Origin of the sequence: Acinetobacter sp. YH01009 (genome assembly GCF_013420765.1) — a bacterium.
In the GTDB taxonomy this organism is placed as follows: Bacteria; Pseudomonadota; Gammaproteobacteria; order Pseudomonadales; family Moraxellaceae; genus Acinetobacter; species Acinetobacter amyesii.
In genome coordinates this window covers 411,653-436,507 of record NZ_VOYE01000001.1, presented here as the reverse complement: position 1 = coordinate 436,507, position 24,855 = coordinate 411,653, and the positions used below count along the sequence as shown (strand labels likewise).

General features: G+C 40.5%; 20 protein-coding genes, 2 tRNA genes and 2 pseudogenes. 13 read left to right on the top strand and 11 right to left on the bottom strand.

Annotation, left to right across the window (positions count from 1 at the left end):
* Positions 1–5: 5 nt before the first annotated feature.
* Complete coding sequence (gene hemE, locus FTT76_RS02185; protein WP_180007657.1) at positions 6–1,076, bottom strand: uroporphyrinogen decarboxylase; 1,071 nt, start codon at positions 1,074–1,076, stop codon at positions 6–8.
* A 205-nt stretch (positions 1,077–1,281) separates the two neighbouring features.
* Here hemE and FTT76_RS02180 point away from each other — a divergent pair, with 205 nt between their 5' ends.
* Both FTT76_RS02180 and FTT76_RS02175 read left to right on the top strand, forming a co-directional pair.
* Complete coding sequence (locus FTT76_RS02180; RefSeq protein WP_078190280.1) at positions 1,282–2,502, top strand: L,D-transpeptidase; 1,221 nt, start codon at positions 1,282–1,284, stop codon at positions 2,500–2,502.
* A gap of 192 nt (positions 2,503–2,694) precedes the next feature.
* The gene (locus tag FTT76_RS02175; RefSeq protein ID WP_180007656.1) at positions 2,695–3,390 is read left to right on the top strand and encodes a pirin-like bicupin family protein; all 696 of its coding nucleotides are present in this window, start codon (positions 2,695–2,697) and stop codon (positions 3,388–3,390) included.
* A gap of 28 nt (positions 3,391–3,418) precedes the next feature.
* Here the strand turns inward: FTT76_RS02175 and FTT76_RS02170 are convergent, their stop codons facing one another.
* The 6 genes and pseudogenes from FTT76_RS02170 to FTT76_RS02145 all read right to left on the bottom strand — a co-directional run bounded on the left by FTT76_RS02170 (position 3,419) and on the right by FTT76_RS02145 (position 11,323).
* The gene (locus FTT76_RS02170; protein ID WP_180007655.1) at positions 3,419–3,556 is read right to left on the bottom strand and encodes a hypothetical protein; all 138 of its coding nucleotides are present in this window, start codon (positions 3,554–3,556) and stop codon (positions 3,419–3,421) included.
* Between the two features lie 536 nt (positions 3,557–4,092).
* A pseudogene (locus tag FTT76_RS02165) lies at positions 4,093–4,494 on the bottom strand (guanosine-3',5'-bis(diphosphate) 3'-pyrophosphohydrolase); the annotation flags it as partial.
* A 159-nt stretch (positions 4,495–4,653) separates the two neighbouring features.
* Entirely contained in the window at positions 4,654–5,343 is a 690-nt protein-coding gene (locus FTT76_RS02160; RefSeq protein ID WP_180007654.1) for a GntR family transcriptional regulator, read from the bottom strand.
* A 2-nt stretch (positions 5,344–5,345) separates the two neighbouring features.
* The gene (gene uca, locus FTT76_RS02155; RefSeq protein WP_180007653.1) at positions 5,346–8,945 is read right to left on the bottom strand and encodes an urea carboxylase; all 3,600 of its coding nucleotides are present in this window, start codon (positions 8,943–8,945) and stop codon (positions 5,346–5,348) included.
* A gap of 19 nt (positions 8,946–8,964) precedes the next feature.
* Entirely contained in the window at positions 8,965–10,779 is a 1,815-nt protein-coding gene (gene atzF, locus FTT76_RS02150) for an allophanate hydrolase (protein WP_180007652.1), read from the bottom strand.
* 468 nt (positions 10,780–11,247) lie between these two features.
* Positions 11,248–11,323, bottom strand: a tRNA-Arg gene (locus tag FTT76_RS02145).
* 179 nt (positions 11,324–11,502) lie between these two features.
* On the opposite strand from FTT76_RS02145, the gene FTT76_RS02140 reads away from it, so the two are divergent.
* From FTT76_RS02140 to FTT76_RS02110, 7 genes are all read left to right on the top strand, one after another.
* Positions 11,503–12,438 (top strand): ABC transporter ATP-binding protein, encoded by a 936-nt coding sequence (locus FTT76_RS02140; protein ID WP_180007651.1) that lies wholly within the window; start codon positions 11,503–11,505, stop codon positions 12,436–12,438.
* Positions 12,435–13,208, top strand: a complete 774-nt coding sequence (locus FTT76_RS02135; RefSeq protein WP_078190306.1) for an ABC transporter permease — start codon at positions 12,435–12,437, stop codon at positions 13,206–13,208. Before FTT76_RS02140 ends, FTT76_RS02135 begins: the two co-directional genes overlap by 4 nt.
* On the top strand, positions 13,208–14,026 hold the full coding sequence (queF, locus tag FTT76_RS02130) for an NADPH-dependent 7-cyano-7-deazaguanine reductase QueF (RefSeq protein WP_180007650.1): 819 nt from the start codon (positions 13,208–13,210) through the stop codon (positions 14,024–14,026). Before FTT76_RS02135 ends, queF begins: the two co-directional genes overlap by 1 nt.
* Before the next feature lie 17 nt (positions 14,027–14,043).
* Positions 14,044–14,694, top strand: coding sequence for a hypothetical protein (locus FTT76_RS02125; RefSeq protein WP_180007649.1), 651 nt, complete (start codon positions 14,044–14,046; stop codon positions 14,692–14,694).
* 786 nt (positions 14,695–15,480) lie between these two features.
* Positions 15,481–16,482, top strand: coding sequence for a lytic murein transglycosylase B (gene mltB, locus FTT76_RS02120; RefSeq protein ID WP_180007648.1), 1,002 nt, complete (start codon positions 15,481–15,483; stop codon positions 16,480–16,482).
* Between the two features lie 287 nt (positions 16,483–16,769).
* Complete coding sequence (locus FTT76_RS02115; RefSeq protein ID WP_180007647.1) at positions 16,770–17,384, top strand: septal ring lytic transglycosylase RlpA family protein; 615 nt, start codon at positions 16,770–16,772, stop codon at positions 17,382–17,384.
* A gap of 152 nt (positions 17,385–17,536) precedes the next feature.
* A complete protein-coding gene (locus FTT76_RS02110) occupies positions 17,537–17,992 on the top strand; it encodes a DUF962 domain-containing protein (RefSeq protein ID WP_180007646.1) in 456 nt (151 codons plus the stop codon).
* A gap of 253 nt (positions 17,993–18,245) precedes the next feature.
* Here the strand turns inward: FTT76_RS02110 and FTT76_RS02105 are convergent, their stop codons facing one another.
* The 3 genes from FTT76_RS02105 to rpsB all read right to left on the bottom strand — a co-directional run bounded on the left by FTT76_RS02105 (position 18,246) and on the right by rpsB (position 20,693).
* Positions 18,246–18,755 carry a DUF3465 domain-containing protein gene (locus FTT76_RS02105; protein ID WP_180007645.1) on the bottom strand — a complete coding sequence of 170 codons (510 nt, stop codon included), beginning with the start codon at positions 18,753–18,755 and terminating at the stop codon, positions 18,246–18,248.
* A 174-nt stretch (positions 18,756–18,929) separates the two neighbouring features.
* On the bottom strand, positions 18,930–19,805 hold the full coding sequence (gene tsf, locus FTT76_RS02100) for a translation elongation factor Ts (protein WP_180007644.1): 876 nt from the start codon (positions 19,803–19,805) through the stop codon (positions 18,930–18,932).
* A gap of 141 nt (positions 19,806–19,946) precedes the next feature.
* Entirely contained in the window at positions 19,947–20,693 is a 747-nt protein-coding gene (rpsB, locus tag FTT76_RS02095; protein WP_078190314.1) for a 30S ribosomal protein S2, read from the bottom strand.
* Between the two features lie 207 nt (positions 20,694–20,900).
* Here rpsB and map point away from each other — a divergent pair, with 207 nt between their 5' ends.
* The 3 genes and pseudogenes from map (at position 20,901) to FTT76_RS02080 (ending at position 23,942) form a co-directional block, all read left to right on the top strand.
* Positions 20,901–21,728 (top strand): type I methionyl aminopeptidase, encoded by an 828-nt coding sequence (gene map / locus FTT76_RS02090; RefSeq protein WP_168378021.1) that lies wholly within the window; start codon positions 20,901–20,903, stop codon positions 21,726–21,728.
* 270 nt (positions 21,729–21,998) lie between these two features.
* Positions 21,999–23,225: a pyridoxal phosphate-dependent aminotransferase gene (locus tag FTT76_RS02085; protein ID WP_111883988.1), complete on the top strand. Its 1,227-nt coding sequence runs from the start codon at positions 21,999–22,001 to the stop codon at positions 23,223–23,225.
* Between the two features lie 287 nt (positions 23,226–23,512).
* Positions 23,513–23,942, top strand: a pseudogene (locus FTT76_RS02080) (PaaI family thioesterase).
* A gap of 51 nt (positions 23,943–23,993) precedes the next feature.
* Here FTT76_RS02080 and FTT76_RS02075 read toward each other — a convergent pair.
* Positions 23,994–24,452, bottom strand: a complete 459-nt coding sequence (locus FTT76_RS02075; protein WP_180007643.1) for a hypothetical protein — start codon at positions 24,450–24,452, stop codon at positions 23,994–23,996.
* A 251-nt stretch (positions 24,453–24,703) separates the two neighbouring features.
* Here FTT76_RS02075 and FTT76_RS02070 point away from each other — a divergent pair.
* Positions 24,704–24,779: transfer RNA gene (locus tag FTT76_RS02070), tRNA-Asn, on the top strand.
* Positions 24,780–24,855: the final 76 nt, after the last annotated feature.

The following is a 24,855-nucleotide window of genomic DNA, read 5'->3' as shown; positions in this document are numbered from 1 at the left end:
AAGCCTTATAAATACTTGGCACTATATTCGTGTACCGTATCAATAAAGGCTTTCGGATTGGTTGGATCTACCCACTGGGTAATACCATGGCCTAAGTTCGCCACATAACCGGTTTTTTCACCATTGGCATATGCGTCATCTAACATAGCACGCGTCGCTTTCGCAATTGCTTCAGGCGAACCATACAATGTTGCTGGGTCTAAGTTACCTTGCAATGCTGCACGGCCTGCGACTGTTTGACGTGCCACATTTAATGGCGTAGTCCAATCTAAACCAAAGGCATCTGCACCCGTTGCAATCATTGGCTCTAACCATTGACCACCACCTTTGGTAAACAAAATCACAGGGACTTTGCGTCCATCTTTTTCACGCTGTAAACCTGCCACGATTTTTTGCATGTAGTTTAGTGAAAATTCGATGTATTCACGGTGTGCTAGTGCCCCACCCCAACTATCAAAGATTTGTACGGCTTGGGCACCTGCATCAATCTGCGCATTGAGATATTCAGTCACTGCCACAGCTAAACGGTCTAATAAGGCATGCAACACTTCAGGTTGTGCATACATCATTTGTTTCGTAAAACGGAAATCTTTGCTTGAACTGCCTTCCACCATATAGGTTGCCAGTGTCCAAGGACTGCCTGAGAAACCAATCAATGGGACTTGTCCGCCCAATGCTGAACGAATCGTAGTCACTGCATTCATGACATAATCTAGGTCAGATTTGGCATTAAACTTAGGTAAATTCAGTACATCTTGTTCGGTACGTACAGTTTTATGAAACTTCGGACCTTCACCTGCCTCAAAATACAGTCCCAAACCCAACGCATCAGGTACTGTCAAAATGTCTGAAAATAAAATGGCTGCGTCTAAGTCATAACGACGCAAAGGTTGTAAAGTAACTTCACAAGCAAATTCTGTATTTTTACAAAGGGATAGGAAGTCACCCGCTTTTGCACGTGTTTCACGATACTCTGGTAAATAACGGCCAGCCTGACGCATCATCCAAACCGGAGTTGCATCTACCGGTTCACGTAATAAGGCACGCAAGAAACGATCATTTTTTAAGGTCGTCATTCACTTTCCCAACTTAATTCGATATTGGCATCATCATATCAAAAAGGTTGTAAATATAATAACTTCTCAAGCATTTAAAAACCGATCATGTTGAGTGCCAAAAATGATATTTACACAAAACAACTACTGCATCTCTACTTTTTTTCTGTAATACTTAGCCAGTTTTTAATACACAGTAAATGAATAATTCTTAAGGTTGAATTACATGTTCGTTCGCACCATGCTCGCACTGAGCCTAAGTTGCATATTTGCTGGTACAGCTATTGCCGCATCTACTGCTGAACAACCATTAACGCCAAAAAAAGTGACTAATGTTGCAGTTCAGGATCCCATTGATCCGTTAGCGACTGAAGCTTCATCTGCAACTAGCCAGATTAGCGCTCAAGAACAAGAAGATCTGAACCAAGCATCGCAAACTTTAGACAGCCTGCAACAATCAGAAGATGTTAAAGCCGACATCGGTGCTGCACCTGCTACAGCGACTGCTACAACTCCAACATCAACTTCGCCTGCTGCCAAAGTTGCTTGGGGTTTAAATGACCTAAATAATGCACAGTGGTATGACAACATTGGAAAAGGTCAGTTCCCTGTTTATGCACGTGCTCATGTCATGCTCAATAATGCACATGCTTCACCGGGTGCAATTGATGGTACCAGTGGTAAAAATACCTTAAAGGCGATCGCTTCATTCCAACAAATGAATAGCTTGAAACCTACAGGGACTTTAACCAAAGAAACTTGGGATGCGCTGATTGCGAAACAAGGTTCTAAACCTGCATTTATTGAATACACGTTGACTGACGCAGACTTGAAAGGTCCTTATGCAGCATCGATTCCACACGACTATGCATTACAAGCAAAAATGAAAGGCTTGTACTACACACGTGTGACTGAAATGTTGGGTGAAAAATTCCACATGGATGAAGACTTTTTGAAAAAGTTGAATCCCAAAGCGACATTTAAAAAAGCTGGTGAAAAAATCTTAGTAGCGAATATTCGTAACGAAGTTCCTGAAGATATTCACCTGATCGTTGCACATAAAGGCGCGAAACAACTTTACTTGTTTAATAGCCGCAACCAAATGATCGGTTCATTCCCTGCAACGATTGGTAGTTCTGATACTCCATCGCCTACAGGTACATATAAAGTCACAGGTGTTGCACCAAACCCTTGGTACAGCTACTCACCGTCTAACTTTGTTCAAGGCAACAACAAAAAACCACTTTCATTACCACCTGGTCCAAATGGCCCTGTTGGTAATATCTGGATTGGCTTGAGCAAAAAATCATTCGGTATTCACGGTACACCGAACCCATCTGCTATCTCTAAAACTGCGTCACACGGTTGTATTCGTTTGACCAACTGGGATGCAAATGACTTAGGTAAGAAAGTGAAATCTGGTGTGACTGTTAAATTCTTAGAATAATTTTAGTCATATTTAAAAAAGCCTGCATCGTGCAGGCTTTTTTTATAGCTGTGCATTCATGCATAACAAAAGACTCAATCTTGGCTGAGCGTTGCAAAAATAGGATGAATTGTCGCTAAAAAACTATATATCCCAATTTAGTTCAATCTTAAAATAGGTACATGTTCAATAATTAAGATAAGGATGAATGCCATGAATGCTTTTTTACATCCAAGTGAAAACCGTGGTCACGTAAAAATGGGCTGGCTTGAGTCTAAACACAGCTTTTCTTTTGGTAACTGGTATGACCCGAAATACATGGGCGTTAGTGCACTTCGTGTAATTAATGATGACTTAATAGCAGCACATGAAGGTTTTGGTCAACACCCACATGACAACATGGAAATTTTAACCTGTGTGTTAAAAGGCACCATTACGCATAAAGACAGTATGGGCAACCATGGTGGCATTTCTGCAGGTGAATGGCAGCTGATGAGCGCAGGTACAGGTGTGCGTCATAGCGAAATGAACCAAGGTGATGAAGATGTACATTTACTACAAATTTGGATCGTTCCAAATGAACGTGATGCTGAACCGACCTATCAACAAATTAAATGTGATCCACGCGATCAACCCAATCAATGGCATTTAATTGTCGGTCCAAATGACGATGCAGCTATGTATATTCGTCAGCAAGCGGAAGTTAAATCCGCATTTTTGACGAAAGGTCAATCTTTAGAGATCCGTGCAACGCAGCATATCAACTATATCCATGTTATTTCAGGTTCAGTGCAAATTGCTGAACATAAAGTTGAAGCTGGTGGTGCAATTGCGTTCTTAGAAGATAGCCAAATTGAAGCGCTTGAAGATGCTCAAGTGATTTGGTTTGATTTACCCGAAGTTAAATAATTAAAAGCCCTCAAATGTGAGGGCTTTTTTATACAGTTTGTCTCAGGCGTTCACTGCGTTTATACAACCACATCAACACCAAAGTTGGAATGATAAATCCCGCAGTCACCATGATGCCATGTAGGATTGAGGCATAAGGTTCAGCAAGCATGGCCACATGTTTCATTGGAGATGTCAATGGATGGAATCACTTTAAACGTCTCGAAATCACGCATTTCGAGATATTCTTAAATGACACTCAGCATCTAATTATCTAGATAAAATTCATCAATCAAAGGTGATTTTATTCTATTGCTGATGCAATCTATCTAATCAACCTTCGGTTTCCACGCGATAAAAATGATTTTGCATAAAGACGCAAAACATAGAGGCAAATAATTGCCGATCTTGTTCAGTTTGAAAAATGCCCCCGAAATAGTCCCCATCTGTAGTTAAAATTAAATCTAAGAATGTTGCCTGCTTGGGAACTACTCCCTTTCTTTGGCAATATGCAAAATATGCGCTGACATCTTCAAATAAAATCCACCATTCCTGTGGACTTCCAATCTGAACGCCACCTAATGAATGCTCTAGATCAAACATCGCATTGAGAAGATATTGAAAATTTTGCTGTGAACTTTGAAATTGAAATCTCGGATAATCTGTTGTTAGATTTAAATTGATCAGATGTAAATGGACGCTCCGAGCACACTCTAATCTATGTTTAACTTTTACATATTGTTGATACCGACGTTTATCTTTTACTGTGACCGAAGTTAAGCGAGACAAATCCATATTGTCGTGTAAATCACTGAGTTTTATTTCACACGCTATTGCATTTTTAGCAGTACGCTGCGCCGCTTGAAATCGGTTCTCACCTGTTGTTTTAGTTAGTGCCTGTATTGCGTCGATAATATGGGCTTGAAAACCTAAAGCATGAAGCTCATCCGTTGTTGTCTCTGTATCTTCTAAAATGTCATGTAATACAGCGACGATTTTAGCGTCGGGATGTTGCACATTTTGCATCACACGAAGTGGATGTTGAATATAGGCTTGTCCCGCTTTATCGACTTGTCCGAAATGGCGTTCAGTCGCCAAAGAAATCGCATTTTCTAAAGTTGAAATAAAGAATCTCCCCTTCGTGGTCTTTTTTATTTTTCTCCATCATATTAACCAATGAATACAGATATTTGTAACTCTAAGCGCTACTCGAACGACACAGATTGACTCGTAAAATACATATCTACCGTGAATTATCGTGAGGTAGATCTTTTGCAAATACTTCTATGCCATTCGCGCCAACATTTCCAAAGTAATTTTTTTCACCTCTTCTTTACTTTGCTGAATATGGCTGCGCATTTTCTCCAATGCCGCTGTCACATTATGTCCAAAGATCAATTGTAAAATTTGTTGATGCTCTGCATAAGTGGCTTCAATTCGATAATCTTTAGAAAAATCTAAACGTCGAATAATACGGATTTTTTCACTCACATCCCGATGCACCTTTGCCATTTCACTATTGCCTATTGCTTCAACCAATTGACAGTGAAATGCTTCATCTTGCATCGATAAAGTTTTTAAATCATGCAAATACTGCTCAGGCTGAATACACCACAGATTCACCAAGTCTTGTAAAGCCTGTTTGAGTTGTTCTGTTTCCATTTTGCAGAGCTGCTCAATGGCATAGCATTCAAGCAAAATCCGCAAATCATACAGTTCTTCATAAGCTTTAAAGTTCAGCGGCTTCACCTCCCAACCGCTACGAAAATGTACTCTTACATAGCCATCTTGCTGTAAACGGTATAAAGCCTGACGTACGGGTGTACGGCTCACTTCATACAACTCGGCAATTTCAGATTCGGTAAAACGTGCGCCCGGTTTGAGCTGGAAATCAAAAATATCGTTTTTTATTTTTTGGAAAACCAGCTCAGACAAGTTGTCTGAGCTTTTCCCAACAATGGTGGTTGTGGTCATGTTTATTCCATATAAACCAGCGGCTCACCGCTATGTACCGTTTGTCCTGCACGGCAGATAATCGCTTTCACGATACCATCATCATCGGCATAGACTGGAAGCTCCATTTTCATCGCTTCAATAATGGCTACAGTCTCACCTTTCTTCACAGACTGTCCCGCTTCGACAAAAATTTTCCAAATGTTGCCGGTCATCGATGCATTCAAGGCTGCATACTGGCTATAGTCGGTATCATCTTGCAGGATTTCCATTTCCGCAGGCGCATCAAACTCATCTTTCCAGCGTTCAACTTCAGTTGTAAATGCCTGCAGCTGCTGCGCTTTAAATTCGGTAATACTGTCCTTTTCTGTTTCTAAAAAGGCTTGATAGGCTGCAAAATCAAATTCAGTTTCTTCAATTTTGATTTCCGCCACACCATTGGCAAAGTCAGCACGGAATTGATCCAGTTCAGCTTCGGTTACTTCATAATATTTAATTTGATCAAAGAAGCGTAAGAACCATTGCTGATCGCCAAACTGTTTGTTCTTTTTAAACTTATTCCAAATAGGCAGTGTACGGCCAATCAATTGATAACCGCCTGGTGAGTCCATGCCATAGATACACATGTACATACCGCCAATACCCACTGTGCCTTCTGCAGTAAAAGTACGTGCAGGGTTATATTTCGAGCTGAGCAAACGATGACGCGGATCAATTGGCACTGCACAAGGTGCAGTTAAATACACATCGCCCAAACCTAAAATTAAGTAATTTGCATCGAAAATGATGTCTTTGACTTGCTCACGGCTGTCTAAGCCATTAATACGCTGAATGAAATCGACGTTATTTGGCAACCATGGCGCTTTGGCACAAACACTTTCTTGATAACGTTCTACAGCACCTAAAGTTGCCGAATCCTCAAATGCCATCGGCAAGTGAATAATACGGGATGGAATTTTAATTTGGCTCAAATCGCCCATCTCATTTTCGAGACCCAATAAGAACTGAATCAAATTCGCTTGGCTGAAACGCAATCCATCATATTTAATTTGCAGTGAACGTACACCTGGTGAAAGCTCTAAGATGCCATCAATATTCGCTTCACGAATCAGCTGCATCAGTCGATAAACACGTAAGCGCAATGCAAGGTCGAGAACGTTTTCGCCATATTCCAGCAAGATGTAACTGTCACCTGCCTGACGATATATAGCTTTCGGCGCATACGCATCTGCTTCACGCACTGCCAATATCCCTTCTGGCTTACATTCAAAAGTTGCCGCCTGTTTTGCTTCAGGTGCTTGAGCAAAGTTTTGGATATCGGCAATTTGTTGAACTTCCAAGGCATTGGCTTGTTCAACACTCATCGGATAGAAACTGATGCTGTCATCTGCTTTAAGCTGACCAATCTTCCAAAGTTCTGCTTTGGCAATGGTTACTGGGCAAACAAAGCCACCGAGGCTTGGGCCATCTTTAGCCAAAATCACAGGGAAATCACCGGTGAAGTTAATCGCCCCAATGGCATATTCACAATCATGCACATTGGATGGATGTAAACCTGCTTCACCGCCATTTTCACGTGCCCAGCTTGGTGTCGGACCTGTTAGGCGAATACCTAAACGGTTTGAATTAAAGTGCACATTCCATGTTGAAGCAAAGAATTCTTCAATATATTCAGGTTTAAAGAAATCGGGTGCACCATGCGGACCATACAGCACGCCAATTTTCCATTCTTTGCCATAGCTTGGAATACGCTCTGCTGCCAAAGCTTGTGGTGCTGCTGTAGCAATTTCCAATCCATCCAAAGGCAGGCTAGGGTTGACCATTTTAATCATGTCGCCTGCGCGCAGCACTCGCCCTGCATGACCGCCAAAATTACCCAATGCAAAGGTTGAACGACTGCCTAGATATTTAGGTACATTTAACCCATTGCGGATTGCAAGATATGTACGGCAACCCGATTCAACTTGTCCTAGTACCAAAGTTTGCCCAGCTTTGATGTTGATCGGCTGCCAAAAATCGACATTTACTCCATCTAGAGCCGCGCTGCATGGCGCACCTGCTAAGGCTACGATGCTGTTGGCATGAAATTTAAGACTTGGTCCTTGTAAGGTAAATTCAAAGCCTGCTGCCGATTTTGGATTACCCACAACTTGATTGGCCAACTGAAATGCATAATCATCCATTGGGCCTGATGGCGGTACACCAATATCCCAATAGCCCACACGCCCCGGATAATCCTGAATCGTACTTTGTGTACCTGGTTGCAGCACCTCAATCACATTTGGCACATATTTAAAATCATCCAGCAGGCGTGTCCAAATTTGCATATTTTCAAAGCGTGCATCAGACACTACGGTATGCGCATAGTCTAAGTTGGTGCTGATGCCATTCAAGCGGGTTTCAGCCAAGGCTGTTTTTAACTTGGCAATCGCACTGTCTCGGTCTGCAGCATGCACAATAATTTTGGCAATCATCGGGTCAAAATATTGTGAAATTTCAGTACCTGTAGACACCCAAGTATCCACACGAATATCTTCAGGGAAATACACATCCGTCAACACACCCGGACTTGGCTGGAAGTTTTTCACTGGATCTTCCGCATAAATTCGCACTTCAATGGCAGCACCATTGGGTTGAATATTGCTGAGTTTTTCCCAATCTAAAGCATCACCTGCCGCCACTTTCAGCATGCATTCAATCAGGTCTAAGCCCGTCACCATTTCAGTGACTGGGTGTTCAACCTGCAAACGGGTATTCACTTCAAGGAAATACACTTCATCACGGGCAGCATCATAGATAAACTCAACCGTACCTGCGCTGCGGTATTTCACCAATTGACCAAGCTCTACAGCAGCACGGTGCAATTTTTGACGGGTTGCTTCTGGTAAGTGCGGTGCAGGTGTTTCCTCAACGACTTTTTGGTTACGGCGCTGCAATGAACAATCGCGCTCCCCAAAGGCAACGACTTGACCTAAACCATCACCAAAAATTTGTACTTCTACGTGACGGGCTTTATCGACAAAACGTTCGAGGAAAACACCTGCATCCTTAAAGAATTGCTCGCCTAGACGCTTTACACTTTCATACGCATCTTTTAATGATTGTTCATCATCACAGCGGGTTAAACCAATTCCGCCACCACCTGCGGTGCTTTTCAGCATGATTGGATAGCCAATCTCTGCAGCAGATGCGAGTGCTTCATCCAAACTTGCCAATAAACCTGTGCCTGGTGTCATGGGTACATTGGCGGCCGCAGCCAATTCACGTGCACGATGCTTCAAACCAAACTCTAAAATTTGTTCAGCCGTTGGCCCCATAAAAGCAATGTTATTTTCCTCACATGCACGGGCAAAGTCGGCACTTTCAGATAAAAAACCATAACCGGGAAATATTGCTTCAGCGCCAGTTTGTTTGGCTGCTTGAATCAATTTTTCAATACTTAAATAAGTTTCTGCAGGTTTAACACCTTCAAGTGAAACCGCTACATCTGCATCTAACACATGCTGTGCATAACGGTCGGTCTCTGAATACACGGCAACAGATTTCACACCTAATTTTTTTAGAGTACGAATCGCACGAACAGCAATTTCACCACGGTTTGCAATTAAAACTGTTTTAAACATGATTATTTCCCCGATTTTTTTAATTTGATTTTGCTGTTGTTGCTTGCAGTGATTGGATATAAGCGCGCCAGCCGCCAAATTCACTGATATTTTTTGCACCGTTTAGGCCATAAGGTTCACAAATAAAGCCTTTCACCCAACGTCCATCGGCAAGCTCGACATTGCCCATACCTAGTGGTGTTGGAATTTCGGCGACAAATTCACCAAAGCGTGCTTTTGGAATATCCCAAAGCTCGACAATAATTTTTTGACCCGCTTCCTGACGCGCTAAACCTGGTTTCGGCGGTACTGTGCCCGGCAGTGCATAGAGGGCGTAATCGGCAGAAGTCGTTGTGGTTTCAACATGCACGGCTTGGCGTGTTGTCAGTTGGAAATTGAGTGGCATACCTGTGAGATGTGCGCCTACAACAGCAACACGAAAATGCTGTGCTGATGGTGCAGAAATGACTGAAGCTGCGTCAGGCAATGTTTTAGCTACTGCACCCAGCGGTAATTGCAGGTGGTTTTGCCATTTTTCTGCAAAGTCTGCTAGAGCCGTATCGTGCCAAGCCGGCGCAATGAATGTGATTCCAAAAGGCAGCCCGTCGGCACGAAAGCCTGTAGGTACAGCGATGGCACTGAGGTCAGCTAAATTAGTAAAGTTGGTATAGGTGCCAAAGTGGCTATTATTTTCAATTGGCGCTTCTGCCATTTCAGCCAGTGTGTGAATGGTTGGCGAACTTGGCACCACTAAAGCATCAAATTGCGCTAAGGTTTGCTGAATTTGGCGTGCCAAATCTTGCTTTAAATATTCGGCGTTATAAGCATCCACCGCAGTGTACTGCTGCCCTTTTTGAATAATTTCTAAAACTGTTGGATCAAAGTCATCTGCATGGCTGTCTAAAATTTCAGCTACGGCTGCCGTACGCTCTGCTACCCATGACCCTTGATACAGTTGTGCAGCCAATTTTGCAAAAGGACTGAAATCAATTTCAGTTAGTACTGCACCTAAGTTTTTTAATTCAGTTAGTGCTTGCTGAAATGCATCAGCAGATTGAGCATCGCCAAAAAATTCTAACTGTTTTGGAATGGCTAACTTTAATTGTGCGCTGAACTTTGCAGGCGCTGTTGCTGGGTTCACACGTGAATAGCTGTCGGTTACATCAAAACCTTCCATAACTTCTGCCACTGCAGTTGCATCAGCGACGGTTAAGGCAAAAATTGAAATACAATCTAAGCTCTTACAGGCAGGCAATAAGCCTGTATTTGAAAAGCGACCTTTGGTCGGCTTTAAACCGACAATATTATTGAAAGCTGCAGGGATTCGTCCTGAACCTGCAGTATCTGTACCGAGTGCAATCGGGACTAAACCACGTGCTACTACACTGCCTGAACCAGAGCTTGAACCACCGCTTACATAGTCAGGATTAACAGTATTCGGCACGGCACCAAATGGCGAACGCGTACCGACTAAACCAGTAGCGAATTGATCTAAATTGGTTTTACCTACAATGATGGCACCTGCTTGTTTTAAGCGCTGCACCACAGAGGCATCTTCAGTTTTAATGTCCGTAAATAATTTAAACGCAGCCGTCGATGCAAAGCCCACCACATCAATATTATCTTTCACTGCAATAGGCACACCAAATAAAGGTAAGGCCGTAGCATTTTCAATTTGTTTTAAAGCTTTAATCTGAGAAGTTAATTGCTCTATAGATGCAATGGAAATCCATGCTGGGTCTACGCGATCAAATTGCTCGACCAAGGCATATAAGTCTTCAAGTTGAATTGTGTTATTCGTGTAGGCCGCTTTCCATTCCGCTAAGGTCCAGCCTAAAGTTTTTATTGAGTTCATTGATGTGCTCATTCTTGTATTCAAGTTTGAATACTGTGTTGCACACATCATGCCAACTCTAATTATTATTTATTTTTCAATATCTTAATATATTTTATCAATCATTTGCCTATTTTATTTAGCCAGTACAAAAGGATAAATGTTCTATTAAGTTTCCAAGCTCCACTATTTTGGTGCATGACTTTTATAATCGTGTTTTCAATAGATTCTTTTCATTTAGATGCAGATATAAATACAGTGAACTTTCTATTTTCACTCTTTATAAGCTTTCAATTTAGATGTTTTGTATGACTTTGAACTTAGAATAAAAAGAACTGAGAAATATTTTGAATTTTATATATAGAAAAAGATACATCAATGATGGCTAAAGCAATATTGGGCTTTGAGATTGATCGGGTTGAATAGAAAAGTAGTAATAATAAAAGCTATTGATTCGCAAAATTTAGTTCAACAATCAAAACTAAAAAATGGTGCGCTCAGCGGGACTCGAACCCACGCCACAGGCTTCGGAGACCTGTACTCTATCCAGTTGAGCTATGAGCGCGCGCTGCACATCATAACAAAAAATTGCTGAAGGTAAAGCAACTATATATAAGTTACGTATTTTTATGCTTATGCTTTAAACAATGTTCCAAACTTGCAACATAGAATTCCATGTAACTTACTTGGTTTATTGACGTGGATCGCTCACAATAGTGGCTCTATTCCTCAAGTGAGAATTTCATGACTGATGCATTGACGTTAAGGGACGTGTCAAAGACCTATCGAAATGGTTTCCAAGCACTGAAAGGAATTAATTTGACCGTTCCTGAAGGCGAGTTTTATGCCCTACTTGGACCCAATGGTGCAGGTAAATCTACAACCATTAGCATCATCAGTTCTCTTACCAAAAAAACTGCAGGTACCGTCGAAATTTTTGGGCATAATCTAGATACCCAACCATCCCAAGCCAAGCAATGTTTAGGGGTAGTACCGCAAGAATTTAACTTTGGTCAGTTTGAAAAGACCTTTGATATTTTGGTCACACAAGCAGGCTATTACGGCATCCCTAAAAAAGTTGCCGAGCAACGTGCCGAAGAATATTTAGAAAAACTGGGTTTATGGGATAAACGTGCCACTCAAGCGCGAATGCTGTCTGGCGGTATGAAACGTCGTTTAATGATTGCACGTGCCATGATGCACGAGCCGAAACTGCTTATTTTGGATGAACCCACTGCAGGTGTAGATATTGAGCTGCGTCGTTCAATGTGGGATTTCTTGACAGAAATGAATGATAAAGGCACTTCAATCATTCTCACCACCCACTATTTAGAAGAAGCGGAAATGTTGTGTCGTCGTATCGCGATTATTGATCGTGGTGTGATTAAAGAAGACACTTCAATGAAAAACTTCTTAAACCAGTTAAGTGAAGAATCTTTTATTTTTGATTTAGCTGAACCGATTCAACCCATTCATTTAGATATTATTGGTGTACGTTTCAACCTAATTGATGCAGTGACCCTAGAAGTCACCATGGATAAAGCTCATACCTTAAATGATTTATTCCAACTCATGGAATCTCAAGGTATTCAGGTTCGAAGTATGCGTAATAAATCTAACCGACTAGAAGAACTGTTTGTCCGTATGGTCGAAAAAAATCTTGAAGGTGCAGCACAATGAATTTTAACCAACTGTGTATTGCCCTCTACACCTTAGTGTATAAAGAAATTCGCCGTTTCATGCGTATTTGGCCGCAAACCCTTCTCCCACCGGCAATCACCATGAGTTTGTACTTTGTGATTTTCGGTAATTTAGTCGGTTCACGCATTGGGCAAATGGGTGGTTTTAGCTATATGCAGTTCATCGTGCCCGGCTTAATTATGATGGCGGTCATTACCAACAGCTATGCCAATGTGTCATCCAGTTTCTTTAGTGCAAAATTTCAAAAAAGCATCGAAGAATTAATCATGAGTCCAGTGCCGTTACACATGGTGCTTTGGGGTTATGTGATCGGTGGTGTTTGCCGTGGTGTTTTAGTCGGCTTTATTGTCACTGCGATGAGCCTATTTTTTACTGAATTACACCTGACCAATATCTTCGTAACTATATATACAGTTCTCATTACTTCGCTGCTGTTTTCTCTTGGCGGATTTATTAATGCTGTTTATGCAAAGTCTTTTGACGACATTTCGATTATCCCGACTTTCGTCCTGACTCCGCTGACTTATTTAGGCGGTGTTTTCTATGCCATCTCATCACTGAGTCCTTTTTGGCAAAATCTCTCTTTAATCAACCCTGTCGTGTATATGGTCAATGCATTCCGCTACGGTATTTTAGGTCATAGCGATGTGAATGTCGGCATTTCATTGACAGTTATTACTGCATGTTGCGTTGTACTTTATGGCGTGGCGTATCATTTACTTTCTCGTGGTTCAGGAATGCGTGAATAATGAGTGTAGAGCAATCCCTTTTAGGCAAAGACACCAATTACCCAACAGAATATCAACCTGCTATTCTGTTTCCGATTGCACGTGCCACTGCACGTGAACAATATGCCCATGTGGAAGGCATCCGCCAAGGTACAGACTGGTGGCATGTTTTTGAAATTTCTTGGTTAAATGCTTCTGGTGTGCCTCAAGTCGCTATTGGCCGTTTAACTTTGCCTGCAAGTTCAGACAACCTCATCGAATCGAAATCTTTAAAGCTCTACTTTAATAGTATGAACTTTACCAAATTTGATTCTCAGGCAGCGTTTAAAGCAACCGTTGAAAAAGACTTATCTGCTGCAGCCAATGCCGCTGTGACTATTGATCTATTTCATGTTGATGAAGTTGAAATTTCAAAACCGCAAGGCATCTGTATTGATGACTTAGAACCCACCCAGTTAGAAAATCATCCAAATGCAGCTTTACTCTCTTTAGACGAAGATGCAGCGCAAGAAGAAGTTGAAATTCAACTTTATTCACATTTATTAAGAAGTAACTGCCCAGTCACGGGTCAACCTGATTGGGGAACGGTATTTATAAGGTATAAAGGTACTAAGCCTTGTTATCGTAGTATTCTGGCTTATATTATTTCTTACCGTCAGCATAATGGTTTCCACGAACAATGTGTGGAGCAAATGTTTGCCGATATTTGGCAACATTTAAAACCAAGTCAGCTGATGGTATATGCTGCCTATACACGCCGTGGTGGATTGGATATCAACCCTTGTCGTGTATCGGATTTAACATGGATGCCTCGCCCCATTCGATTGGCGCGACAATAAAAAAATTGAGGTTAGTGATGCCATTTTTTGGTTTTATTCCTTCTGAGGAACTTCTAAGCAGTATCCAAAATGGTCACGCGAAAAAAAATTCGAGTGAACCCCTTTATCCTTTACGTGATAAAACAGCTTTGCTGATTAATGAAGAAATCATTGGTGCAACTATATTAGCTCCTGTTCATCTGTTTCCTGCAAGCGATAAGCGCGACACAGCAGAAAAACTGGCTGGCTATGTCAAATCAACAGTCGCTGTATTGTTAAAGCAGCTATTGGGTAAATCTCCGAATGATGTGGTGAAACAATCCATTGAATTTTCAGAACGAAGTTTATTTCAAGACGCGACTGGCACTTATCGTGTAGGTCTGAGCTTAGATGCAGGATTGGTCACTAACCTTAAGAACAGTTATGCCGAAATTAAATCGGGTGTAGATATCAATAAAGCTGCTTTTGGTGAACTGTATAAACAGTTTGCTGAAGCTGCAGTGCGTCATTTTATGAATGACTTTAATAAAACACTCGATTTAGGCATGATTAAGCGTAAAGCAGCCGATATCGGTTCTTCTGCTGTGATTAAAGCTATTCATATTGCAATTGATAAGATTTTCCCAAATCTGACCAAAGAAGAGCTAGGTGCCCTTGCAGAAGCACATGATTCGATGTTTAACAAATAAATCGCACTACTCGTCAAAACCTAGCTTCAGCTAGGTTTTTTTATGGCTAAACGCATAAAATCGAATCCCGATACAATGACTATATAGTCATGCAAACACAGTTCTAGAATTGAACAGATTTTTATTAAAAGAAAGACAGTACATTGATATCCACAATTTTTAAAAATCTACAAAGAACAGGAAGAACCTGAATATAGATCATATTTTAATGTGAGCCGTCATTTTGGCTTAAATTTCAATGCGTCCATTTTAATATTCAATCTCTTTCTTTTTTATCATTCAGTCTATATTTCTACTATATAGCGACGTTTTCAACAGCATTGAAGCGCTGGCGAACAAAAACTATGTAATGAATAAAACACTGCTTGCATATGGGTGTTTTAGACCGATACCTTTTTAATCCTATCCCTTTATTTTTAGATATAACATTGCAACTTTTGTAGCTTCTAAACAGTATTTCGCAACGCGATAAAGTTTACTCGTTCTGCGTTTTTATGACGCATGAGTTTTAGAGTCATCTTTATTTCAAATGATTTGTGAATATTTGAAAGTTATGTAAATGAATATGTCACTTTTCAATATGTTAACTGCGAAAAAACCCTTTGCTTTGTCTTTTTTTGTATATCTATTTATGAAAGCATGCGCTGTCAGTGGTATCTTAGTTGCTATTGGTAACGTTTACCTTTAATGAGCTATGAAACCAGAAGGTCATCACAATTTTCAGGATCTTTTCCCCTCGAAATTTTGTTCATACTCATCGCTAAAGCAACTGGAAATTTTTTATTTATGCTAAATCGAAATTTTTATAAAAAACTATCACATATTGCCATTATGGCCGGTTCAATTTCACTGACTAGTTTCTGTCAAGCCAACGACTTTCAGTCTCATCCAGCCTATGCAGCTTTTAAACAAAATACCATGCAAACCTATGGTTTAAGTGAGAGTCAAATTGATTGGGCAATGCAAGGTAGTAAAAACCTACCCAATATTATTAGCATTATGAATCGACCCGGCGAATCAAAGCCTTGGTATCAATATAAAACCAATTTTTTAGCTGAAAGTACAATTCAACGCGGTGTTCGCTTCAAAAATCAATATGCCGACACTTTAAATCGTGCAGAACAACAATTTGGTGTGCCTCAATCCGTGATTTTAGGCATTTTGGGTGTTGAAACAGGCTATGGCAGCAATAAAGGTAATTTTATTACCCGTGATGCTTTGGCGACCCTTGGTTTTGGCTATGAACGCCGTGCGCAATATTTCCAAGATGAACTTGCTGCACTGATTGCTTGGTCATATAAAGATGGTGTTCCAACCAACTCTGTCGTCGGTTCATATGCAGGTGCTGTGGGTTATCCTCAATTTATGCCAAGTAACATTCCAAAATTTGGTGTGGACTACGATGGCAATGGTCATGTTGACCTGCGTAATTCAGCTGTCGATGCCATTGGTTCAATTGCAAATTATTTAGCAAATTATGGTTGGCAGCGTAATCAACCGATTGCTTTTGCTGCTCGCTATAGCGGAAATAACCCAGATGCTATTATTGCAAAGGATTTAAACCAGCCAACACCCTATGGTGTACTCAAGGCTCAAGGTGTAACCCCTATGAATCCATTGGTAAAAATCGATGATCTCGATTTAGTCAATGTCATCCAATTGCAAGATAGTTATGGACCAATTTATTACATTACTTATCCAAATTTTCAGGTCATTACAACCTATAACAAAAGCCGTATGTATGCGACTGCACTATGGCTTTTAGGCACTGAAGTTACCAGTCGATAAGACTGGTTTTTTTCTTATAGAGCAAAAAAGTCAACAAATATTTTCACCAAAATGAGCATTTATTCGACATTTTACACACCTTGTTACATTATTGATTATTTTTTAACCAACTATTGTTAATTTTTTAGACATTTTCAAAGTATTTTAATTAAACACTAGACAGCCTATTGATGGCATGAATATTATCCATCTCGTTAAATATAGTTGCAAAAGTGAAATATCAGACGTGTTTACATGGATATCAGCGACTTAGTTGAACCAGTAAATATGCCATTGGGAGATAAACAATGCAGTCATCAATTATTAAATATGCCTTAGCGCTTGCCACGGCAGTTGCGCTAAGTCAGTCACAAGCTGAGATGGTTCAGTCATCATCATTCAATCATGATAATGACAACTCTCGTCTTGCAGCTCGTGTATTGAATAAAGAAGCTCAAAGCTTCAATTCAAACTTTACGAATTTAAGTAGCCTTTCAATCACTGAGCGTTCTGGCGATAAAATTCGTCGTCAAACAATCGCTGCTAAAATCGAAATTCCTGAAGATGAGCCTTCAGTGATTGAAAAGTTAAATACTGTTGCATCGAATACTGTTCGTAAGTTCACTCAAACAGGTACTGCTTCTTGGTACGGTCGTCAATTCCACGGTCGTAAAACAGCAAGCGGTGAAACGTTTGACATGAACGCACTTACAGCAGCACATCGTAGCCTGCCACTTAATTGCTTTATTCGTGTTACGAATCGCAATAATGGTAAAAGCGTCGTGGTGAAAGTAAATGACCGTGGTCCATTCCATGGTAACCGTGTTCTTGATTTATCTTATGGTGCTGCTAAGCAATTGGGTATTACCAGTGCGGGTACTGCAAATGTGAGCATTGAGCGCGTAGACGGTCCAAATTCTTAATTCTCCAATGAAGTGACTGCATTTAACAGACCACGCCTAGCGTGGTTTTTTATTTGAAGCCTCTTAGCCTTTCTAATCTTCAGTAATCCTGATTTTGACCCTTCCCGCATTCTTGTTTATATTGAAGTCCTTCCCCATGATTAAGGACTATCATGAAAACAATCAACGAATGGTTTGATGAATACAGCGAAAGTCATCAAAATAAAACCAATAAAATTATTCACTGGATTTGCGTACCCACGATTTATTTTTCAATCGTTGGCATATTGGCACATTTTAGCGCGCTACTTACTGCTGTCTTACTTGCTTTAGCATTTATCTTTTACGCACGTTTAGACATTGTCCTTGCTGTTGCAATGGCCGCGTTAACGTTAATCATGGTATGGCTAATTTGGGTACTACCAGTTGGTTATGGCTTTTATATCGCACTCTTTGTATTCGCATGGATTGGTCAATTTTATGGCCATAAAATTGAAGGTAAAAAGCCCTCTTTTTTCAAAGATCTCCAATTCCTCCTCATTGGCCCTATTTGGTGTTTAGATACATTTGCAAGCAAAGTACTTAGTAATTGGAAAACACACCATAAATCGCAAATAAAGAGCATTTAGAGCACGATTAATTTCATAGATCTCTTTTTCACTTATTCGACATTGGTTTTCTTCATATTCGATGCTTAAAACCCTATTGTTTATAGGTGTATTTATCTCTGGTATTTCCAATCATTTTTTCTATTTATACGACCAAAAAGCCAGTGTTTAAACACTGGCTTTTACTCAATATGGTTAATCCAATTTTATGTTGATAGCTTCATCTGAATCATGATCATTTAAATGACTAAAGTTAAAAATGACTACGTGATTTTTATTGATAGGTTTTACCTTGATGCTTTAACCAACCATCTTGATGACGTCCATTCGGATCGTGATGTGTCCAATGCATCACACCTCCCTTATCTGAATATTCATATTCACCGTAAAATTGAACTGTATCGCCTTTTTCCAAGTCATCAATGCGTGGAGCAAGATCGATATTATGTGCGACTAAAAGCGTTTGACCATTATTTAAGGTCAAAATGAACTTTTGATGTCGGCTACCTTCATTATCATCTCGAAGTACCGCTTTGACTTGACCTGCACCCTCAACCTGAACATTACTGAGTTTATTTTTAAATGCATGTGCAATAATATCTTCAGCACTCTGCCCTTTTTGTTGAGCATCTACAGGTTGTACTGATTCTATTTTTGGCTGTGCGTTTTGTTCCGCTGTCGTCTGAACTGGTGCAGATTTTTGTTGTTGTAAATCGATTCCGAAATAAGCGGCTGTAAGCGCAACAATAATTCCGCCGATGGTTAAATTTGTTTTGTTTGCCATAAGATAGTTTAAATCTAAATTTTCAACTCATTATAGTCATTAATATGGATAAAAATAGAATCTATGCACAAGAATGCACACAATATAAAGTTTAAATAGCTTTGAAATCAGTAAAGCTACAGCCATAAAAAAAGCCCTCTAAAACGAGGGCTTTTTTCTACAAATAATCAGAGATTATTTTGCAGCAGCTTGAGCAGCAGCAACTTCTTCAGCGAAAGAAAGTTCAGCTTTTTTCTCAATACCTTCACCAACTTCGAAACGTACGAAGTTAGCAACAGTAGTACCAGTTGCTTTAAGAACTTCTGCAACTTTCTTATCGTTGTCGATAACGTACATTTGGTTCTCAAGAACAACTTCGTTCAAGTATTTCTGAACTGAACCAGTTACCATTTTTTCAACGATGTTTGCTGGTTTACCAGATTCAATTGCTTTGGCTTCAGCAATTTCTTTTTCTTTAGCGATAAGTTCAGCAGAAACGCCAGCTTCGTTTACAGCAACTGGGTTGAATGCAGCGATGTGCATAGCCAAACCTTTACCAGTATCAGCATCACCAGCGTATGCAACTACAACACCGATTTTTAAACCGTGTTTGTAAACTGCAAGGTTGTCGCCTTCAACGATTTGAGCACGACGCACTTGGATGTTTTCACCGATTTTTTGAACAAGCGCGATACGAGCTTCTTCTACAGTAGCACCATCTTCAAGTTTCAATTCAGCAATTTGAGCAACGTCAGTTACACCAGCAGCAAGCGCAGCAGCAGCAACTTTAGCAGAGAAACCAGCAAAGTTTTCGTCTTTAGCAACGAAGTCAGTTTGACAGTTAACTTCTACAAGGATTGCTTTGTTGCCTTCTTGAGCGATAGTGATCGCGCCGTCAGCAGCAATGTTACCCGCTTTTTTAGCAGCTTTAGCTTGACCAGATTTACGAAGGTTGTCGATCGCTAATTCGATGTCACCGCCCGCTTCTGTTAATGCTTTTTTACATTCCATCATTGCAAGACCAGTACGATCGCGCAATTCTTTAACCATGCTTGCTGTAACTGCAGTCATGTTAATCTCCTAAATACGGTAGAAAATGAATTCTTTTTAGAACAGAAACGGCCCAGAGCTGTCTCTTGGGCCGTCTGCATACATGACGCTTACTTTGCCACCATCACGTGTCGCAAAAATGACAAGCTTACGTCAAACGCATTAAGCCTCAGAAGCAGGAGCTTCTTCGCCTTTAGCTTGTGCATTTGCTTGTGATTGAGCATATTCTTTACCAGCAAGAATCGCATCAGCCATAGCAGAAGCGTAAAGAGTAACTGCACGGATCGCATCGTCGTTACCAGGGATAACGTAGTCTACGTTGTCTGGGTTAGAGTTTGTATCAACGATACCGATAACAGGAATACCAAGGTTTTTAGCTTCTTTAATTGCAATTGCTTCGTGATCAACATCGATTACGAATAATGCGTCAGGTAAACCACCCATGTTTTTAACGCCGCCAAGAGCGCGTTCAAGTTTTTCCATCTCACGAGTACGTTCTAAAGCTTCACGTTTAGTAAGTTTAGCGAAAGTACCGTCAGTAGATTGAGTTTGAAGGTCTTTTAGACGGTTGATTGACTGGCGAAGAGTTTTCCAGTTAGTCAACATACCACCCAACCAGCGGTGATCAACATATGGTTGACCTGCACGTTGAGCTTGTTCACGGATGATTGCAGAAGCTGCACGTTTTGTACCAACGAACAAAACTTTGTTCTTTTTGCTAGCCAAGTTGTTAGCAAAGTTCAAAGCATCATTTAACGCAGGAACAGTGTGCTCAAGGTTGATGATGTGAATTTTGTTGCGCGCGCCGAAGATGTATTCGCGCATTTTTGGATTCCAAAAACGTGTTTGGTGACCGAAGTGTGCGCCTGCTTGAAGAAGGTCGCGCATGCTTACGTTGTAATCTGCCATTTTCTTTACCTTAAAGTTTGGGTTAGGCCTCCATATACCCGCATTCTCCACCTAAAAAGGCACCCAGAGAAATGTGTCGATATATGTGCGGATTTTATTGCCCCATCGCACAAAGCTCGTGAAAGATATTCACGAAAAAGCATTTGATAAAATGGGCGGCTATTTATACCATAGTCACATACAAATTTCCAAAAGTTTTTAGAGATCATGAACAGTACTTACGAAGCTCCACGTCGATTAATTAAAACGCCTGACGAAATTGAAAAAATGCGCGTCGCGGGTCGACTGGCGGCAGAAGTTTTGGATATGATCAAACCGCATATTGTTCCAGGTGTGACTACCCTAGAACTTGATACGATTTGTCATGACTATATTGTCAACAAACAAGAAGCTATTCCTGCTTGTTTAGGTTATGGTGCTGCGCCGGGTCGTCCAGCGTTCCAGCACGTGATCTGTACTTCAGTGAACCATGTGGTGTGTCACGGTATTCCATCTGAAAGCAAAAAGTTAAAAAAAGGTGACATCTTAAACATCGATGTCACTGTGATTAAAGATGGTTACCACGGTGATACCAACATGATGTATATCGTAGGCGGTGAAACATCTATTTTAGCGAACCGTTTATGTAAAGTTGCTCAAGAAGCCATGTACCGTGGTATGGCGGTGGTAAAACCAGGCGCAACCATGGGTGATATTGGTAATGCCATTCAACAATATGTTGAATCAGAACGTTTTGGCGTTGTACGTGAATATTGTGGTCATGGTATTGGTACTGTTTTCCATGACGAACCACAAGTTTTACACTACGGTCAACCCAATACAGGCATGATCTTAGAAGAAGGCATGACCTTTACCATCGAACCAATGGTGAACGGTGGCGACTGGAAAACCAAACTTCTTGGTGATAAATGGACTGTCGTTACTAAAGATCATAGCTTGTCTGCACAGTACGAACACACGCTACTTGTAACAAAAAATGGTGTAGAAGTGCTAACTGCTCGCCCCGAAGAAGATCTATCGCGTTTTGTTCAATAAGCAAAGTATTTGAAGCACAAAATTTTATTAAAAATGGTCACAGATATTGTGGCCTTTTTTATGCCTTTTTTTTATCCGTGACTTTAAGAATTTGCCATAAAATTTGATTAAAAATTTAAGTAACTCAATGTAAATTTTCTCAATTATATGGTTAGGATAGAATATCACACTTTTTTGCACATTGTTGATTTTGCCACTCCCCATTACTGTGCATTTAAGCTAAGATAGTGTGCTTTTTATTTTTTAATCCCTATAAGAAGGAATACTGCCGTGGACGTACGTCTGTCTGATCGTGTAAATAGCATCAAACCGTCCCCTACACTTGCTGTTACTAACAAAGCTGCTGAATTGAAAGCTGCTGGTAAAAACGTAATTGGTTTAGGCGCAGGTGAACCGGATTTCGATACCCCACAACACATCAAAGATGCTGCAATTGCTGCTATCAACAATGGCTTCACTAAATATACAGCTGTTGACGGTACTCCAGGTCTTAAAAAAGCAATTATTGCTAAATTAAAACGCGACAATAACCTTGATTACGCTGCAAACCAAATCTTGGTTTCTTGTGGTGGTAAACAATCTTTCTTTAACTTGGCACTTGCTTTGTTAAACAAAGGTGACGAAGTAATTATCCCTGCTCCTTACTGGGTAAGCTACCCAGACATGGTGATCATTGCTGAAGGTACTCCTGTAATCGTGAAATGTGGTGAAGACCAACGTTTCAAAATTACGCCTGCTCAATTAGAAGCTGCAATCACTGACAAAACTCGTTTAGTGGTTCTAAACAGCCCTTCTAACCCAACAGGTATGATCTACACTAAAGAAGAATTACTTGCTTTAGCTGACGTTCTACGTAAATACCCTGAAGTTTTAGTTGCTTCTGATGATATGTACGAACCAATCCGTTGGGACGACGAATTCTACAACATCGCAACAGTTGCACCAGACCTTTACGATCGCGTAATCGTTCTTAACGGTGTATCTAAAGCTTATGCAATGACTGGCTGGCGTATTGGCTACGCAGCGGGCCCTGCTAAACTTATTGGTGCGATGAAAAAAATCCAATCTCAATCAACTTCAAATCCAACTTCTATTTCACAAGTTGCTGCTGAAGCTGCATTGAATGGTCCTCAAGACGTTCTTGAGCCAATGATTGAAGCATTCAAACGCCGTCACGACCTAGTTGTGAAAGGCTTGAACGACATCAACGGTATCACTTGCCTTCCTGCTGATGGTGCATTCTATGCATACGCAAACATCCGTCCATTGATTCGTGCAAAAGGTTTAAAATCTTGCACAGAATTCTCTGCATGGTTATTGGAAGAAACTGGTGTTGCCGTAGTTCCTGGCGATGCGTTCGGTCTTGGTGGCTACATGCGTATTTCTTATGCAACTGCAGACGAAGTACTTGTAGATGCGCTTGCACGTATTAAGAAAGCTGCTGATTCAATCGAAGGCGTAGATGCTGCGATTGCTTCAATTGCTGCTGAAAAATAATTTGATCTAAAGATCGAATCAAAAAAACCCGCGATATTCGCGGGTTTTTTTATATCTGAGCCATTTTATAATATTTGCTATGTTTCCATTTAAGGATAATAAGACGACGGCGTATGCCAGTTAAATGCCATGCCTCCTGAACACACTCCTCACCGATTTTAGCCGATACCAAAATACTAAATGCAAGATTACTCAATGAAAGCTTCAAAGAATCAACTTGACAATAATTTCAACAATTAGCTATGTTAAACTTAGATTCCTTTTTAGAACTCGTAAAATAGGCCAGAATAATGAACCCAAAAGAAATGACCGGACTGCAACTTCTACAAGCCATGTGTGCAGGGAAAATTCCTCCTGCAAGTATTAGCGAAACTATTGCCTTATGAAGTATCTAAGGGCAGTATTAGCTTTAAGGCTAAAGCAGATGCACGACACTTAAATCCGCTAGGCGGCGTGCATGGTGGCTTTGCTGCTACTGTACTCGACTCTGTGACAGGTTGTGCCATTCACACGTTATTAGAGGCAGGTGTAGGTTATGGCACCATCGACTTAAATATAAAAATGTGTCGCCCAATCCCAAAGAATGTTGAACTTACAGCGATAGGAACAGTCATTAATATCAGTAAAAATTTAGGGACTTCTGAAGGGAAAATTATTGATGACAATGGCAAACTTTATGCACATGCAACTGCAACTTGCATGATTATACGTCCTTAATATTTTTATTTTTCTGCTCGCAATTCAATGCGAGCAGATGATGATTCAAACTTAAATTGCTGAATGTAAGGCGCGAATTAATTGGCCTTCGCTTAGATCAATGCGATTACTGCCCTTTTGAAAGCAGTAATATTTTAAAGCACTATCTAACTCAACACGAAGTTCTTGTTGTTCTGAAATAGACCATACTTTAGAACGATTTGAGCCTGATAACGCATTACCGGCCAATTGGTATAAATACAAATCTTGCTTGCGTTGCAAAGGCACACGACGGCCATCATCTTGATGTTCAAAACGTAAATGACATGGCGTGTTGATCAACCATTTTTCACTAAACCACAGTTGTAATAAATCACCCAATGCCAAGTCACGTCGACCCAAAGGCCAAACGTCAACGTACGCACCTTCGACAGGTGTTTGATATTGCTCTTGATTACTAATAATGGAAAGATAGTTTTCTTGGTAAAAAGAAAAATTTGAAAAAATCTGAGAAATAGTCAGCGTATTCATTCGCTTTCTCCTGTTTAGCCATTTTAGTGCTGGCAAGTTGGGTTTAAATCCACACTGTTTAAACATATGTTTAAACGCTCTGTTGTTGCATTCAGACTATCAATTGAATTTTTTCTTTGCAAGCCTAAGATTCATTTTTTCTAAAAAATCCTTCTTTTTGTTCAAATAAAAAACATCTATCACGCATTTCTCCTCATATTGGTATTTTTAGCTTGACCCTCTTCAAAATCTGCTTATAATCGCATTCAGATTCTCCAATAGCTCAGTCGGTAGAGCGACGGACTGTTAATCCGCAGGTCCCTGGTTCGAGCCCAGGTTGGAGAGCCAAATTCTAAAGCCCATTTATTTAAATGGGCTTTTTTAATGCCTATGATTTACATATAATCTATAAGTCATTGTCATT